Raw genomic sequence first — 16,182 nt, 5'->3', positions numbered from 1 at the left:
CCTTAGGACTTGCCGTGACCTTCCGCATGCCGGCCGAATGGGCCCCGCACGAGCGCACCTGGATGGCCTGGCCAGGCCCCAATCCGACCTTCACCGACGAGGCGGAACTCGCGGAAGCCCGCGCGGCATGGGCGTCCGTGGCCCGGGCCGTACGCCGCTTCGAGCCGGTGACCGTGGTCGCCGGGACCGGGCAGGTGGCCTCGGCCCGGGAACTGCTCGGGCCGGACATCGAGATCGTCGAACGGGACCTGGACGACGCCTGGATGCGCGACATCGGCCCGACCTTCATCACCGACGGCTCCGAACTGGCCGCCGTGGACTGGGTGTTCAACGGCTGGGGCGCGGCCGAATGGGCGCGCTGGGAGCACGACGCCAAGATCGCCCGACATGTCGCGGACCTCGCGGGTGTCCCCGTGCACCCCTCAACGCTGGTCAACGAGGGCGGTGCGATCCACGTCGACGGAGAGGGCACCGTCCTGCTCACGGACACGGTCCAGCTCGGCCCCGAGCGGAACCCCGGCTGGAGCCGCGCGGAGGTCGAGGCGGAGATCCACGCCCGGCTCGGCACGACAAAGGCCATCTGGCTGCCGCGCGGCCTGAGCGGCGACTACGGCACGTACGGCACCCGCGGGCACGTCGACATCGTCGCCGCCTTCGCCCGACCCGGCGTCGTCGTGGTCCACACCCAGCCCGATCCGTCCCACCCCGACCATGAACTGTGCAAGGCGAACGTCGCGCTGCTCTCCGCCCGGACCGACGCCAAGGGGCGCCGTCTGGAGGTCGTCGAGGTCCCGGCCCCGACGAAGCTCCGCGACGAGGACGGCGAGTGGGTCGACTACTCGTACATCAACCACTACCTGTGCAACGGCGGCCTGGTCCTCTGTGCCTTCGACGACCCCCGCGACGAGATCGCGGCGGGCATCTTCCGCCGGCTCTTCCCCGACCGGACGGTGACGCTGGTGGACGCGAGGGCGATCTTCGCGGGCGGCGGCGGCATCCACTGCATCACCCAGCAGCAGCCGCGGGTCTGACTCCGGGCCGCCGACGGCACGGGATCGGGTAGAACGTACGGGTGACCAGCACCAGCCCTGCCGGCCCCCGCCGCCGGAACCAGTCCGCCCCACCGCGCGAGCAGCTGCTCGCCGCCGCCATGGCCACCATCGCGGAGCGCGGCCTCGACGGGCTGACCATGGCCGGGCTCGGCCGGCAGGTCGGGATGAGCAGCGGGCACCTCCTCTACTACTTCCGCACCAAGGACGAGCTGCTCCTGCAGACGCTGGAGTGGAGCGAGGGCCGCCTCGGCGCGGAACGCGGCGCGCTGCTGTCCCGGCAGGCGCCGGCCCGTGAGCGGCTCGAGGCGTACGTCGACCTCTACGTCCCCGACGGGCCGCGCGACCCGCACTGGACGCTGTGGCTCGAGGTCTGGAACCGTTCGCAGAACGCGGACGCCGACATGCACGGCCGCCAGGCCGCGATCGAGGGCGCCTGGCACCGGGACCTGGTGGCGCTCCTGGCGGAGGGCGTCTCCCGCGGCGAGTTCCGCCCGGTGGACCCCGACCGCTTCGCCTCCCGCCTGCGCGCGCTGCTGGACGGCTTCAGCGTGCACGTCGCCGTGGGCATACCGGGGACGGGGCGCGAGCAGGTGCTGGCGCACGTGGGGGAGTTCGTGTCGGAGTCCCTGCTCCGCTGACGCCCGGACCGGGTGGACTTGGCCCCTACCCGTCCCTTCCCGAAACCGGGGGCTCCGCCCACGGGCCCCCGCGCCTCAATCGCCGGCGAGGCTGACAAAGTGGGCCCGCCCGGCGATGAGGGCACCGCGCGAAGCGCGGTCCAGGTCCGGGCGGAGCCCGGTTTCGGGAAGGGGCGGGGAGGGGAGACGGCCCCGCGCAGCGGCCCCGCTCCGCAGCGGCGCCCCCGCCCCACAAGGGCCGACCGCATCGTGAGACGCTCGTCCAGCCCGCGGCGCACCTGTGGCAGACTTCCCCCGTGCTCTCGTTCGCCATGATTATCGGCAGCAGCGCGCCGGTCCGCAGTGACCGCTGACCCGTGGACAGCAATCCCGCGGCAGGCGGCACCGTGCCCCAGACCCGCGCGCAGACCTCTCGCACCCGCGAGGGGTTTTTTCGTTTTACGGCCTCACCCACGGCCGAATGCGAGCCGCGCGCGATGATGGGGGCAAGTGGAGCCAGACATTCCGGAGCCACTCATCCGACAGGAGTCAGGACAGCATGACCACCAACGGCCAGGACACGCAGGTCGACGACAGTTTCCATGTCTTCGACACGACGCTGCGCGACGGCGCCCAGCGCGAGGGCATCAACCTCACGGTCGCGGACAAGCTGACCATCGCCCGGCACCTGGACGACTTCGGCGTGGGCTTCATCGAGGGCGGCTGGCCGGGCGCGAACCCCCGCGACACGGAGTTCTTCGCCCGCGCGCAGAAGGAGATCACCTTCCGCCACGCCCAGCTCGTCGCCTTCGGCGCCACCCGCCGCGCCGGCGGCAAGGCCGCCGAGGACCCGCAGGTCAGGGCGCTCCTCGAGTCCGGCGCCCCCGTGGTCACGCTGGTGGCCAAGTCCCACGACCGCCATGTCGAGCTCGCGCTGCGCACGACCCTCGAGGAGAACCTGGAGATGGTCCGCGACACCGTCTCCTACCTGCGCGAACAGGGCCGGCGGGTATTCGTCGACTGCGAGCACTTCTTCGACGGATACCGCGCGAACCCGGAGTACGCCAAGAACGTCGTCAGGACCGCGCACGAGGCCGGCGCCGACGTGGTGATCCTCTGCGACACCAACGGCGGCATGCTGCCGGCCCAGGTCCAGGCCGTGGTCTCCACCGTCCTCGCCGACACCGGAGCACGCCTCGGCATCCACGCCCAGGACGACACCGGCTGCGCCGTCGCCAACACCCTGGCCGCGGTCGACGCCGGCGCCACGCACGTCCAGTGCACCGCAAACGGCTACGGCGAACGGGTCGGCAACGCCAACCTGTTCCCGGTCGTCGCCGCACTGGAGCTCAAGTACGGCAAGCGGGTCCTGCCGGACGGCGCGCTCGCGGACATGACCCGCGTCTCGCACGCCATCGCCGAGGTCGTCAACCTCACGCCGTCCACCCACCAGCCGTACGTGGGTGTCTCCGCCTTCGCCCACAAGGCCGGCCTGCACGCCTCCGCGATCAAGGTCGATCCCGACCTGTACCAGCACATCGACCCCGAACTGGTCGGCAACACCATGCGGATGCTCGTGTCCGACATGGCGGGCCGCGCCTCGATCGAGCTCAAGGGCAAGGAGCTCGGCATCGATCTCGGCGGCGACCGTGAGCTGGTCGGCCGGGTCGTCGAACGCGTCAAGGAGCGCGAGCTCCAGGGCTACACCTACGAGGCCGCCGACGCCTCGTTCGAGCTGCTGCTGCGCGCGGAGGCGGAAGGCAGGGCCCGCCGCTACTACCGCACCGAGTCCTGGCGGGCGATCGTGGAGGACCGCCCCGACGGCACGCACGCCAACGAGGCCACGGTGAAGGTGTGGGCCAAGGGCGAGCGCATCGTCGCCACCGCGGAGGGCAACGGACCGGTCAACGCGCTCGACCGCGCGATGCGGGTGGGCCTGGAACGGATCTACCCGCAGCTCGCGAAGCTGGAGCTGGTCGACTACAAGGTCCGTATCCTCGAGGGCCGCCACGGCACCGGCTCGACCACCCGGGTGCTGATCACGACCGGCGACGGCACCGGCGAATGGGCAACGGTCGGCGTCGCGGACAACATCATCGCCGCGTCCTGGCAGGCCCTGGAGGACGCGTACACCTACGGTCTGCTGCGCGCCGGCGTCGAGCCGACCGAGTAGCGCGCGAGGGGCGGCCCGGGTGACCGGGCCGCCCCCCTTCGCCTGTCCTCAGGCCTGCAACCGCCATTTCTGGTTCGCGGCCCCCGTGCACGACCAGATCTGTGCCCGCGTCCCGTTCGCCGAGGAGTTGTCCGACGCGTCGAGGCACTTGTCCGCGGGGACGTTCACCAGATCCCCGCTGCCGGCTTCATGGCGCCACTGCTGTGCACCCGACCCGTTGCACGTGTAGAGCTGCACCTTCGCACCGTCGGACGTCGAACCCGACGACACGTCCAGGCACTTGCCGAGCGCCTGTACCGAGCCGTCGGAGCGGAGCGTCCAGCGCTGCGCGGCGGAGCCGTTGCAGTCCCACAGCTGGACGGCCGTGCCGTCGGCGGAGGAACCGCCCGCCACGTCCAGGCACTTGCCGCCGAGGCCCACCAGGGCGCCGGACTGCTCCGAGCCGCCCGACTGGGTACCCGACCAGGTGAAGGTCGCGGAAGTCTTGCCCGGCAGCGCGTAGGTGTAGCGCTGTCCGCCCCAGTTGACGGTCATCGTCTGCGCTGACGGCGAGTCGTTGTAGGCGATGAGGGCCTTCGAGCCGTCGGGGTTGCGCCAGGCCACGTTGGGGACGGCGGAGCTGCCGGTCGACGCGATCCGGTGGGCGCCCGGCTTCACGAACTTCGTGAGGTGGCCCATCGTGTAGTACTCGATCGTGTAGTCCACCTGGCCGTGCCGTGCGTCGCCGTTGTGGACGGTGATCAGGCCGTCGCAGGTGCCGCAGCCGCCGTTGTGCGGACCGCGGTTCTGGTCGACCGCGAGGGACCACTTGGTCACCGACTTCGCCCAGTTACGGGTGTAGTCGATGATGTTCATCATGTCCTCGCGCTGCTGGTTCGCGATCCAGGTGCCGCCGGAGTGCTCGGTCTGGAAGGCGTCCAGCTGCGGGTACTGGTTGTGGACGTCCGTCTGCTTCGAGACGTTGCCGCCGTAGCCGTGCCAGGCGACGCCGCCGAAGTTCGGGTGGCTGCGCACCGCCGCGTCGTTCACGGTCTGCGCCGCGTACGCGTCGTAGGTGTCCCAGTTCCAGTCGTGTGCCAGCACCTTCGTGGGCAGGCCGGCGTTCGCGAGCCCGGGCAGCAGCTCGCTCTTGGTGAAGTACGCGAGCCCAGAGGCGTTCCAGCTCATCGAGGGGTATCCGCCGCAGCACGTCGGCTCGTTCTGCGCGGTGACGTAGTCGACCGGGACGCCCTGGTCGCGCCAGGCCTGGAGGTACTTCACGAAGTAGTCGGCGTACGTGCCGTAGTTCTCGGCCTTCAGCCGGCCGCCGTTGAGCTGCCCGCTGTCCTTCATCCACGCCGGGGCGGTCCAGGGAGAGGCCACCAGCGTCAGCGAGGGGTTGAGCTGCTCGGCCTGCTTCGTCAGGGGGAGCACGTCCTGGAGATCGTGAGCGATCGAGAACCTCGACAGGGACGGGTCGGTCTGTCCGGCCGGCAGGTCGTTGTACGTGTAGCCGAAGCGCGCCAGGTCGGAGCCGCCCATCGGATTGCGCACGAACGACAGGCCGATGCCGTCGGTGGGCGAGAACAGCTTGCGCATCGTGGCGTCGCGCGTCGCCTGCGACAGAGCGCCGGAGCCCTTCATCAGCCAGGCCGCGGTGTCGGTGAAGGACGCGCCGCCGCCGGTGAACGTCTGGTACCGGGTGTTCTCGTCGACGGTGATGTTGGTGCCGCCACCGCCCGTGCCCGACTGGAAGGTGAGCGGTGCCTGCTGCTGAAGTCCACGGGTGACATGGCGGCCGCCGCTGTCGTCCGTCGTGGTGAGCCAGACGTTCACCTGTTCACCCGCCGCTTGGGCGCTGCCGGTGGTGAGTCCGGTGAGGCCCGCCGTGGCGAGCGCGCCGGCCAGCAGGATGCGGACGGTTCTCATCGGTCGTCGTGCCGCTCGTCGTGATCGTCTTGCCAGCAGTCTAGCCATGAGCATGACCTCTCGGCTCAGGTGTGGGGGACGGGGCGTGAGTGAACTCCCGCAGGGGTCACCCGTCAAGACTTCTCGCATTCAGATCCTGAACACAGAACTCCCCACACCTGCCCCGAACTTGGGATTCAGCGGATTTCGGTGTGAAGTATTGACGACATGACCGCCTGGCGGTTGACTCTGCGCACCATGCCGGAACCGGTTCCGGCAGCGGTTCCGGTCCGGTACCAGAGGCTCGACGCGGAGGCCCTTCGATGCGTGTCACCATCGCCGACGTCGCACGTGAGGCGGGTGTCAGTAAGACCACCGTCTCCCGGGTGCTGAACACCAAGGCCGATGTCGACGCCACCACGGCCGCCCGTGTTCGCGAAGTGATCGGAGCGCTCGGCTATGTCCCCAGCTCGGGAGCGGTCGGTCTGGCCCGCGGCCGCAGCCGTACCGTCGCCATGCTGACGCCGCCGCTCACCTGGCCCTGGATGGGCGAAGTGCTGCAAGGCGTCGTGGACACCGTCGAGGCGGCCGGATACGGCCTGTTGCTGTTCACCTGTAACCGGGGCGCGGAGTCCGTCGACCACTTCACCAGCCAGGTCTCGGCCAGGGCGTTCGACGGGCTGCTCGTCATCGAACCGGAGAACACCCTCGACACCATCACCGCGATGCACCGCCGCGGACTCCCTGTCGTCCTCATCGACGACCGCGGGCACCACCCCGAGTTCCCGTCCGTCGCCACGACCAACCGGGAGGGCGGGGCCTCGGCCGCCCGCCATCTGCTCGCGGCCGGACGCACCCGGCCCTTCGTCGCCACCGGCCCGGCGGGCTTCGGCTGTGTACGCGACCGGACGGACGGGTTCCTGGACGTTCTGCCCCACGCTCTCGTGCTGGAGGGCGAGTTCACGGAGGGGTCCGGACGGCTGGCCGTCGAACGGGCGATCGGCGAGGGGACGCACTTCGACTCGGTCTTCGCGCACAACGACCTCATCGCCGCGGGGGTGCTGCGCGCCCTGAGGGACGCCGGCCGCAGCGTGCCCGACGACGTCGCCGTCGTCGGCTTCGACGACATCCCCATGGCCCGGCACACCGCGCCACCGCTGACCACCGTGCGCCAGCCGATGCGGGAGATGGGCGAGACCGCGGCCCGGCTGCTGCTCGCGCGGCTCGGCGGTGAGGCGATCCCGGACGAGCCGGTCGTGCTGCCCACCGAGCTCGTTGTCCGGGGCTCCGCGCCCGACGGCTGACCCCGCCCCACCGGTCCGCGCCTGCGGGCGTCGCCTTCCGGCCCGCCCCGCCAGGCACCGCCCGCCGCGCCGCCGCAGGCCGCCCCTCGGTCCGGCCCCCGTGCCGGACGGTGCACCACCCGGGCCCGCCGTCCCGTCCACTGCCGCCCCTTGCCGCAGCGCCGCCCCTTGCCACAGCCCTGCCGAACGGCGTTACACGCCACACCCCTGCCACACCCTGTCGCACCGAAGGAGCCGCAATGCCAGGATCACGCCGGCCACGACCACGTCCCGGACCCCGCCGGGCCGGTACGGCCCTCCTCGCAGCCACCGCCGTGCTCGGGTCGCTGATCGCCGGAGCCCTGCCGAGCGCCGCCGCCGACGAGCCGGCGCCTGTCCTCGTCGACCGCTTCGAGGGCGAGGTGCCGTTCGCGAACCCGCCCGCGGAGGGCATCTTCACCTGGGGCAGCGACGCCGACGACCAGCCGAAGCTGGAATTCAAGGAGCGCGCCGACGCACCCGAGGGCAGCAAGGTCCTCGAAGGCACCTACGACATCAGCGGCTGGGGCGGGCTCAGCCATGAGTACGCCGTCGACCAGGCGCCCCGCGACTGGACGGCCTCCAAGGGCATCCGCTTCTGGTGGTACGGCCGGAACACCGCTCCCCTGCCGCCCGGTTCGGGCAAGCGCATCAACTTCGAGATCAAGGACGGCGGTGCGAACGGCGGCGCGTCCGAGCTGTGGACCACCTCGTTCACCGACGACTGGGAGGGCTGGCACCTCGTCGAGATCCCCTTCGCCGACTTCGTCTACCGCGCCGACTACCAGCCGGTCGGCGGTATCGACCAGGTCCTCGGCCTGAACGAGATGTGGGGCTGGGCGCTCACCCTCCCCACCGGCGCCCCCGGCGCGTTCGCCGTCGACGGCATGGAGCTGTACGGGAAGGCCGACCCGGTCCTGAAGGCCAAGGTCGTCACCGACGCCGCCGTGTACCCGGTCGACGAGGGCGGCACCGCCCAGGTGAAGATCTCCGTCGCCACCACCGGATCCGTCCCGACCGACGAACCGGTCACCGTCGAGTACACGGCAGGCGGCGGCAGCGCGGAGGCCGGCACGGACTACGAACCGGTCACCGGCTCCGTCACCTTCCCGGCGGGCACCGCATCCGGGGAGTCCCGTACGGTCGCCGTGAGAACGAGCAAGGACCGGGCGGCCGAGTCCGCGGAGACCGTGCCGCTGCGGCTGACCGTCACCGGCGCGAAGGCCCCCGCGGAGACGCCCCAGGTCGTCGTGAACGCCCACGGCCTGCCGTACCAGAACGCCAAGCTGCCGGTGAAGAAACGCGTCGCCGACCTGCTCTCGCGCATGTCCCTCGCGGAGAAGGCCGGCCAGATGACGCAGGCCGAGCGCAACGCCCTCAAGTCGCACGGTGACATCGCTTCCTACGACCTCGGTTCGCTGCTGTCCGGCGGTGGTTCGGTGCCGACGCCGAACACGCCCGAGGCGTGGGCCAAGATGGTCGACACCTACCAGCTGCGGGCCCGGGCCACCCGGTACCAGATCCCGCTGATCTACGGCGTGGACGCCGTCCACGGGCACAACAACGTGATCGGCTCGACGATCATGCCGCACAACATCGGCATCGGAGCGGGCCGCGATCCCGAGATCGCCGAGCGGACCGGCGCGGTCACCGCCAAGGAGGTGCGGGCCACCGGCATCCCGTGGGATTTCGCGCCCTGCCTGTGCGTGACCCGCGACGAGCGCTGGGGGCGCTCCTACGAGGCGTTCGGTGAGGACCCGGCCCTGGTGACCGCCATGGAGACGGTGATCCAGGGCATGCAGGGCGCCCGTAACGGCAAGGACCTGGACCGCAGCGACAAGGTCCTCACCAGCGCCAAGCACTTCGTCGGCGACGGCGGCACCGAGTTCGGCTCGTCGTCCACCGGTTCCTACACGATCGACCAGGGCGTCACCAAGGTCACCCGTGAGGAACTGGAGGCGGTGCACCTCGCGCCGTTCGCCGAGGCCGTCAAGCGGGGCGCGGGCACGGTCATGCCCTCGTACTCGTCGCTGGACATCATCGGTGACGACGCCGGACCGGTGAAGATGCACGCCCACGCGGAAATGATCAACGGGGTCCTCAAGGACCGGATGGGATTCGACGGGTTCGTCATCAGCGACTGGCAGGCCATCGACCAGATTCCCGGCGACTACCCGAGCGATGTGCGCACCTCCGTCAACGCCGGCCTCGACATGATCATGGTCCCGACCGACTACCAGGAGTTCACGCGCACCTTGAAGGACGAGGTGACGGCCGGGCGGATCAGCGAGGCCCGTGTCGACGACGCCGTCTCCCGGATCCTGACCCAGAAGTTCAAGCTCGGCCTCTTCGAGAAGCCGTACGCGGACACCGGGAACCTGGACGAGGTCGGTTCCGCGGAGCACCGCGCGGTGGCCCGTGAAGCCGTCGCCGCGTCGCAGGTGCTGCTGAAGAACGACGGCGCCGTGCTGCCGCTGAAGAAGTCGCAGAAGGTGTACGTCGCCGGCTCCAACGCCGACGACCTCGGCAACCAGGCCGGCGGCTGGACCATCAGCTGGCAGGGCTCCTCCGGTGAGATCACCACCGGCACCACGATTCTCGAAGGCATGAAGCGGGCCGCCCCAGACGCCACCATCGACTACTCCAAGGACGCCTCCGCCGCCACCGACGGCTACGACGTCGGCGTGGTCGTCGTCGGCGAGACGCCGTACGCCGAGGGCATCGGCGATGTCGGCAACGGCCACGACCTGGAGCTGACCGCCGCCGACAAGGCTGCCGTGGACAAGGTCTGCGCCGCGATGAAGTGCGCCGTCCTGGTCGTCTCCGGCCGGCCGCAGCTGATCGGGGAGCGGCTGGACGCCATCGACGCGCTCGTCGCGTCCTGGCTGCCCGGCACCGAGGGCGACGGCGTCGCGGACGTCCTGTACGGGACCCGTCCGTTCACCGGGCAGCTTCCGGTCACCTGGCCGAAGTCCGAGGCACAGCTGCCGATCAACGTCGGCGACGCCGCGTACGACCCGCAGTTCCCCTACGGCTGGGGCCTGACCACGTCGGGCAGGACGCCGAGCGGCGGTGAGCTGACACTCAAGGCCGTCTCCCTGGCGGCGAAGGTCCTCCAGGCGGCCGGCCAGGGCAGGTCCGAGCAGGCCAGGCAACTGGTCGGCAAGGCGCGTCTGATCGTCCAGCAGAAGATCGGCGGGAAGATCACCGAGGCGTCGGCGAAGCCGTTCGCGGAGGCGGACCACCTGCTGCTCACCGGCGATCCGGCGGGTGCGGTCGCCAAGCTGACCGCCGCATACCGGGCCGGCTGACCACATCGCTCGACGGCGGCACCCGGCAGGGCGGGTGCCGCCGTCGAGTATGCGTCGGTCATTGCGCCCCGCGCGCGTTTCGCCCACGGCTCAGACGTATGTCTTATTTACCCCTGTTTCGGGTAGCGTCGGGGGTATGAGGACACGGCCGTTCACTCTCGTGTCGGCCCTCGCGGGGCTGACGCTGATGCTGCTCATGATCCTGACCCCTGCGTCCGGCGCCGCCGTCAGGGCTTCGGGACTGTCCGACGCCGCCGCGGCCCTGAGAGAGGGTCCGGTGTACGTCCACCCGGCCATGACCGGCCGGCTCTCGCAGACCGAGGCCGCTTCGCTGGCCGACCGGATCGAGGACGCGAACAAACCGGTCTTCGTGGCCGTACTGCCCGCCACCGCCGACTTCCCGCCGGACGATCTGCTGCGCAATCTGCGCACGGAGACCGGGATCACCGGCCTGTACGCCGTCCGGCTCGGCGACGGCTTCGACGCCGGCGCCGACTCCGTCGTGATGCCGAACCGGGCCGTCGAGAACCTGACCGCCTCGGTGGAGAGCGGCGCGCCTGTCGACGCCGCGGTCCAGCTGGACAAGTTCGTCGACCAGGCACTGCCTCAGGTCGACGGCACCGCTCCCGCCTCCTGGGACCCCGGATCGGGTGAGGAGGACGGCGTCGGGGCCGGCGGTCTGATCGTCCTCGGCGCCGTCGCGGCCGCAGGCGGCGCCGGTGCCTACGCGATGGTCCGCAACAAGCGCCGCCGGAAGGCGGAGGAGGAGCGGGCCGCCCTCGAACGCCTCCGCGTCGTGGTCGACGAGGACATCACCGCGTTCGGCGAGGAACTCGACCGGCTGGACTTCCACCCGTCGGAGAAGGGCGCGGACGACGCCATGCGTGCCGACTACGAGCGGGCCCTCGACTCGTACGACACCGCGAAGTCCCGCATGGCCGCCGCGCAGCACCCCGGCGACGTCCGCGGGGTCACGGAGGCGCTGGACGACGGCCGCTTCGCGCTCGCCGTTCTGGCCGCGCGCCGCGAGGGGCTGCCCCTTCCCGAACGCCGGGCACCCTGCTTCTTCGACCCGCGCCACGGTCTGTCGGTCAAGGACGTCTCCTGGGCGCCGGCGGGTGGCGCCGCGCGCGACGTCCCGGTCTGCGCGGCCGACGCGGCCCGCGTCGACGAAGGCCAGGAGCCGCTGGCGCGCACCGTCGACACGGGCGCCGGCCGCCGCCCCTACTGGGAGGCCGGGCCTGCTTACGGTCCCTGGGCGGGCGGCTACTTCGGCGGCGGCATCCTGCCCGGCCTGCTGCTGGGTACGATGCTCGGCCATATGCTCGCCACGCCCGCCTACGCGGCGGACTACGGCGGAGGCGAGTTCGCCGGCGGTGACTACGGCGGCGGCGACTACTCCGGTGGCGACTTCGACGCGTCGGACTTCGGTGGTGGCGGCTTCGGTGGTGGCGGCGACTGGGGTGGCGGCGGAGGCTTCGGAGGCGGCGACTTCGGCGGCGGAGGCTTCTAGATCCCGTCCGGCGCGGAGTGACGCGCCGGACGGGCAGGCCTGAAGGCGTGGCCCTGGTGTACGGCAACCGTGGGGGCTCGATTCGAAACGGTTACCGACCGTAGGAAATCAATACGCTCCGTGCTTGTCTCGGGTGCATGCGCAACCGAACCAGGTTCAGAGCCCTCTCTGCCCTCGCCGTCACCACCGTCCTGGCCGCAGCCGGCCCGCTGTCCGCGACCGCCCGCTCCGCCCCCGCCCCGAGATGGCGCCGCTGCACCGCTCGGCGAACGCCGTACCGGGGCGCTACATCGTGACCCTCGCCCGGACCGCGGACTCCAACGCGATGATCGGGGAGGTCGGCGTCACGGCGCTGTTCACCTACGGGACCGCGCTGAGCGGATTCACCGCCGACCTCACTGCCGACCAGCTGAAGCAGGTCCGTCTGATGCCTGACGTCGTGGCCGTCGAGGAGGACGCCACCGTCACCGCGAGCACTCCGCCCGCGTCGTCGCTGGCACCCGCCGCGTCATGGGGCCTCGACCGGATCGACCAGCGTGAACTGCCTCTCGACGACGAGTTCACCGCGGCCGGCAGCGGCCAGGGCGTCAACGCGTACATCCTCGACACCGGCATCGACTACGGGCACGCAGAGTTCGGCGGCCGGGCCGTCTTCGGCTACGACGCCGTCGGTGACGGCCGCCGCGGACAGGACTGCCAGGGCCACGGCACGCATGTCGCGGGCACCGTCGGCGGATCGTCGTACGGCGTGGCGCGCAAGGCCTCGCTCGTGAGCGTCCGCGTGCTGGACTGCGAGGGCGGTGGCACGCTCTCGGGCGTCATCGCCGGAATGGACTGGGTCGCGGCGAACGCCGAGCAGCCCGCCGTGCTGAACGCCTCGCTCGGCGGCGGCAGGTCCACGGCGGTCAACGACGCGGCGGACGCGCTCGCGGCCGGTGGGGTCCTGCCGGTGGTCGCGGCGGGCAACGAGGCGGGAAACGCCTGCAACGCCTCTCCCGCTTCGGCGGAGCGCGTACTGGCGGTGGGGGCGACCAACGCCTCCGACCAGGAGGCGGACTTCTCCAACTTCGGGTCCTGCCTGTCGGTCTACGCCCCCGGCGCCTCGATCGTCTCGGCCGAACTCGGTGGCGGCAGTGTCGACATGAACGGCACCTCCATGGCCTCCCCGCATGTCGCGGGGGTGGCGGCCCTCTACAAGTCGAAGTATCCGACGGCGACGGCGGCCGAGGTCGCCGCCTGGATCGTCGAGAAGTCCAGCAAGGACGTGATCACGGGGATCAGCCCCGGCTCTCCGAACCGTCTGCTCCACACCGGCGGTCTCTGACATCACCCGCAGGAAGGCTCCGGACGCGCGCCGGCGGGGCCGGGGAGGTCCCGGCCCCGCCGTGGCGGTGCGTGCGCTGTGGTCAGGCGGCCGGAGCGGCGGACTTGATCGCGGAGATGTCGAAGTTCAGCTTGACCTTGTCGCTGACCATCACGCCGCCGGCCTCGAGCGCCGCGTTCCAGGTCAGGCCCCAGTCGGAGCGCAGGATCTCGGTGCCGCCCTCGAAACCGACCCGCTCGTTGCCGTAGACGTCGGTGGCCGAGCCCTGGAAATCGAGGTCGATGGCGATGGGGCGCGTCACGTCCTTGATCGTGAGGTCGCCGCTGATCCGGTACTTGTCGCCGCCCAACTGCTCGGCGCCGGTCGAACGGAACGTCATCTTCGGAAACTTGTCGGCGTCGAAGAAGTCGCCGCTGCGCAGGTGGCCGTCGCGGTCGGCGATGCCGGTGTCGACGGAGGTGATGGCCACGTCGATGGTGGCGCTCGAGCGGGCGGGCTCGGTGCCGTCGAGGACCAGCGTGCCCTCGTACTCGCCGAAGCTGCCGCGGACGTTGGTGACCATGGCGTGCCGGACGGTGAAGCCGATGCTGGTGTGCGCGGGGTCGATGGTGTACTCGCCGCTCAGTGCCGCCAGGGCGGGGTCCACCTGCGCGCCGGCGACGGTGGCGGTGGCGACGGCGGTGTCACTGTTCTTGCGGTTGAAGAGGCCCATGTCTGCTCCTTGGGGACGGGCGCCGGGGAGCTCCCTGCGCTGTTGTTTAAGCTTCAACGACTTCGACTGTAGACCTATTCCGTACAACTTTCAACATCCTTGGTGAAGGTTTCGCTGGGTCCGCCCCGGGCTGTATCCGAAAGATGCCGCCGCCCTCTGGCGGACGCGCGTAGAACTCGGGCACGATCTCCCTGCTCCACCTGCACTGCCGTCCCACCGGAAGCACGGTCATCAGCAGGAGGGATCCCCCCGCCATGAAAATCCGCTCCGTCCTCAGCGCGCTCGCGCTCGTCACGGGCGCGCTCTTCGCGCCCGGCTTCGGCGTCCTCGCCACCGCGACCGACGCTCACGCCGTCACCAAGATCAGCCATGCGACGGCGACCTCGATGTTCCGCTCGTCAGGGATCACCTGGTCCTCGTCCGGCGGCTGCTCCAACCGGAACAACCCGACCTGTACGTCGTTCGAGCAGCTCAACCTCGCCTCGGCGAAGGGCGCCCAGACGCTCAAGAGCGCCAGCGGCTGCGCGCTCAACATCACGGGAGGCACCGAGACGGGTCACGCCGGCGGCACCTACTCGCACTGGAACGGCTACAAGCTGGACTACTCCAAGTACACGTGCGTCGGGAACTACATCAAGAACAACTTCACGTACATCGGCGTACGCGGTGACGGCGCGCCCCAGTGGCGGTCGGGCTCCGGAAACATCTACGCCGACGAGGGCAACCACTGGGACGTGACGTACTACAACTGCGGCGGCTGCTGATCCGGCCTGCCCAGGAAACGCCGTGCGGGCGTCCGGCCCCCCGGACCGGACGCCCGCACGTGCTACCGGGTGATACGTGCGATCAGGACCCGACGCTCACCGTGAAGCGCTTCGGATTTCCGTCGTGTGCCGCGCCGGAGACGTCCGGCCGGCCGTCCGGGCGGACGTCGTCGTACGGGAAGGCGTAGCCGATGGGGGAGTTGGCGTGGACGATGCGCGACCAGTGGTTCGTGGTGGGGTCGCGGTAGTAGTCGGCCGACGTCGCGCCGTTCGGCTGGTCGGGGTGGGTCAGCAGGGTGCTGCGGTTGAACGCTGCGGAGATCCGCGCCAGCAGCGCCTTCTTGTCGTCGGGATCGGCGGGGTTGTTGGCGAACGGGCCGTGGTTGCAGGTGAAGACGTCCCGCGACGAGGGCTTGGTGAAGGTGTGGCCGCCCGGAAAGCTCAGCACGTCGCCGCTGACCCGCCCGGCGAGCACGCCGCGGCCGCCCTGGAGGTCCACCCGCAGATCCTCGGAGCGGTACTTCTCCCAGACCTTGTCGATGTATCCGTCGAAGACGTCCCGGAACGGCATCTCCGCCGGACGGTCGAAGTACGGGGCCATGATCGTCTGCGGTGAGATCACCCGCAGCACAGTGCCGGCGTCCGAGCGGATGACCAGCTTGTCCCAGGGCTGCCCGTCGCGGCCGGCCTGCGCGGCGAGGTCGTCCGCGATCTTCTCCAGGGCCCCTTGGGGGAGCGGGGCGACGGCGTGGGTCGCGTCGCCGGTCAGGGTGAGGCCGATGGGCAGCGCGGTGACAAGGTCGACGTAGCTGATGTTCGCGTACAGCTGCTGCGCGTTGAACGTGAACTCGCAGAACGACCAGGTGCGCCCGTAGTTGGGGTCGGCGGGGGTGGCGAACGCCGGCTCGACCAGCGAGGGGCCGGGGTTGACGAAGAAGTCCAGCTTGTCGTCGCGGACGAAGTAGACGCGCGCGCCGAACATCCGGGGGAGGGTGAGGACGACCGGTCCCTCGCCCGCTCCCTTGAGGGGGATGGCGCAGTCGACCGGCAGCGGGGTCCGGGGGGCCGGCGGATCGGCCGGCTTGTGGACGCTGCCGTCGGCACGGAGCAGCACCCAGTCCCCGGAACCGTCCTCGTGGCCGGTCACATAGGCGTTGACCGTGCCGGGCAGCGACTCGTTCTCAAGGGCCAGTTCGCAGGTGGCGGGAGCGGCTCCCGCGCCGGGGCTGAGAGCGCTTCCCCAGGCGGGGTAGGTGAGTGCGGTCGCGGTCGCGGCGGCGCCTGTCAGGAACATACGGCGGGATATCACGGGATGAACTCCTGCTGTCGTGGGGGAGTCCCACTCTTGCGACGGGCGGGGCAGACGTCAATAGTTGTGACTGAGAGCGCTCTCAGAGTGTCGGCGTGTTCACAAGTCGTCACCGTGGAAGGCGACTTGGACTAAAGAGCGGTGGTACTTGGACTGCCGGGCGCCCCGGCCACCGACTTCGTTGACGCCCGCAGAGCC

The 16,182-nt window shown here is 70.7% G+C and carries 10 protein-coding genes and 1 pseudogene; 8 read left to right on the top strand and 3 right to left on the bottom strand.

Annotated elements, in window-relative coordinates:
* The first annotated feature begins 14 nt into the window (after nucleotides 1-14).
* The 3 genes from GLX30_RS10995 to cimA all read left to right on the top strand — a co-directional run bounded on the left by GLX30_RS10995 (nucleotide 15) and on the right by cimA (nucleotide 3,842).
* Nucleotides 15-1,031 (top strand): agmatine deiminase family protein, encoded by a 1,017-nt coding sequence (locus GLX30_RS10995; RefSeq protein WP_159686689.1) that lies wholly within the window; start codon nucleotides 15-17, stop codon nucleotides 1,029-1,031.
* 104 nt (nucleotides 1,032-1,135) lie between these two features.
* Nucleotides 1,136-1,690: a TetR/AcrR family transcriptional regulator gene (locus GLX30_RS10990; protein WP_159694976.1), complete on the top strand. Its 555-nt coding sequence runs from the start codon at nucleotides 1,136-1,138 to the stop codon at nucleotides 1,688-1,690.
* Between the two features lie 538 nt (nucleotides 1,691-2,228).
* A complete protein-coding gene (gene cimA, locus GLX30_RS10985) occupies nucleotides 2,229-3,842 on the top strand; it encodes a citramalate synthase (RefSeq protein WP_159686686.1) in 1,614 nt (537 codons plus the stop codon).
* A gap of 48 nt (nucleotides 3,843-3,890) precedes the next feature.
* On the opposite strand, the gene GLX30_RS10980 is transcribed toward cimA, so the two are convergent.
* Nucleotides 3,891-5,798 (bottom strand): ricin-type beta-trefoil lectin domain protein, encoded by a 1,908-nt coding sequence (locus tag GLX30_RS10980; RefSeq protein ID WP_208545398.1) that lies wholly within the window; start codon nucleotides 5,796-5,798, stop codon nucleotides 3,891-3,893.
* 254 nt (nucleotides 5,799-6,052) lie between these two features.
* Between GLX30_RS10980 and GLX30_RS10975 the strand changes: the two genes are divergently transcribed.
* From GLX30_RS10975 to GLX30_RS10965, 4 genes and pseudogenes are all read left to right on the top strand, one after another.
* Complete coding sequence (locus GLX30_RS10975; RefSeq protein WP_159686679.1) at nucleotides 6,053-7,033, top strand: LacI family DNA-binding transcriptional regulator; 981 nt, start codon at nucleotides 6,053-6,055, stop codon at nucleotides 7,031-7,033.
* A 239-nt stretch (nucleotides 7,034-7,272) separates the two neighbouring features.
* Complete coding sequence (locus GLX30_RS10970; RefSeq protein ID WP_159686675.1) at nucleotides 7,273-10,362, top strand: glycoside hydrolase family 3 N-terminal domain-containing protein; 3,090 nt, start codon at nucleotides 7,273-7,275, stop codon at nucleotides 10,360-10,362.
* A 136-nt stretch (nucleotides 10,363-10,498) separates the two neighbouring features.
* A complete protein-coding gene (locus GLX30_RS34320) occupies nucleotides 10,499-11,875 on the top strand; it encodes a hypothetical protein (protein WP_167306812.1) in 1,377 nt (458 codons plus the stop codon).
* A gap of 137 nt (nucleotides 11,876-12,012) precedes the next feature.
* Nucleotides 12,013-13,199: pseudogene (locus GLX30_RS10965) on the top strand (S8 family peptidase).
* An 82-nt stretch (nucleotides 13,200-13,281) separates the two neighbouring features.
* On the opposite strand, the gene GLX30_RS10960 reads toward GLX30_RS10965, so the two are convergent.
* A complete protein-coding gene (locus tag GLX30_RS10960; protein WP_159686669.1) occupies nucleotides 13,282-13,911 on the bottom strand; it encodes a YceI family protein in 630 nt (209 codons plus the stop codon).
* Between the two features lie 254 nt (nucleotides 13,912-14,165).
* On the opposite strand from GLX30_RS10960, the gene GLX30_RS10955 reads away from it, so the two are divergent.
* Complete coding sequence (locus tag GLX30_RS10955; RefSeq protein WP_159686664.1) at nucleotides 14,166-14,675, top strand: hypothetical protein; 510 nt, start codon at nucleotides 14,166-14,168, stop codon at nucleotides 14,673-14,675.
* 82 nt (nucleotides 14,676-14,757) lie between these two features.
* On the opposite strand, the gene GLX30_RS10950 is transcribed toward GLX30_RS10955, so the two are convergent.
* The gene (locus GLX30_RS10950; protein WP_208545566.1) at nucleotides 14,758-15,969 is read right to left on the bottom strand and encodes a glycoside hydrolase family 64 protein; all 1,212 of its coding nucleotides are present in this window, start codon (nucleotides 15,967-15,969) and stop codon (nucleotides 14,758-14,760) included.
* Between the last annotated feature and the right edge of the window lie 213 nt (nucleotides 15,970-16,182).

It is taken from the genome of Streptomyces sp. Tu 2975 (assembly GCF_009832925.1).
Classification (GTDB): Bacteria; Actinomycetota; Actinomycetes; order Streptomycetales; family Streptomycetaceae; genus Streptomyces.
The sequence above is the reverse complement of the archived record's forward strand: the minus strand, read 5'-3'. Positions and strand labels throughout refer to the sequence as shown.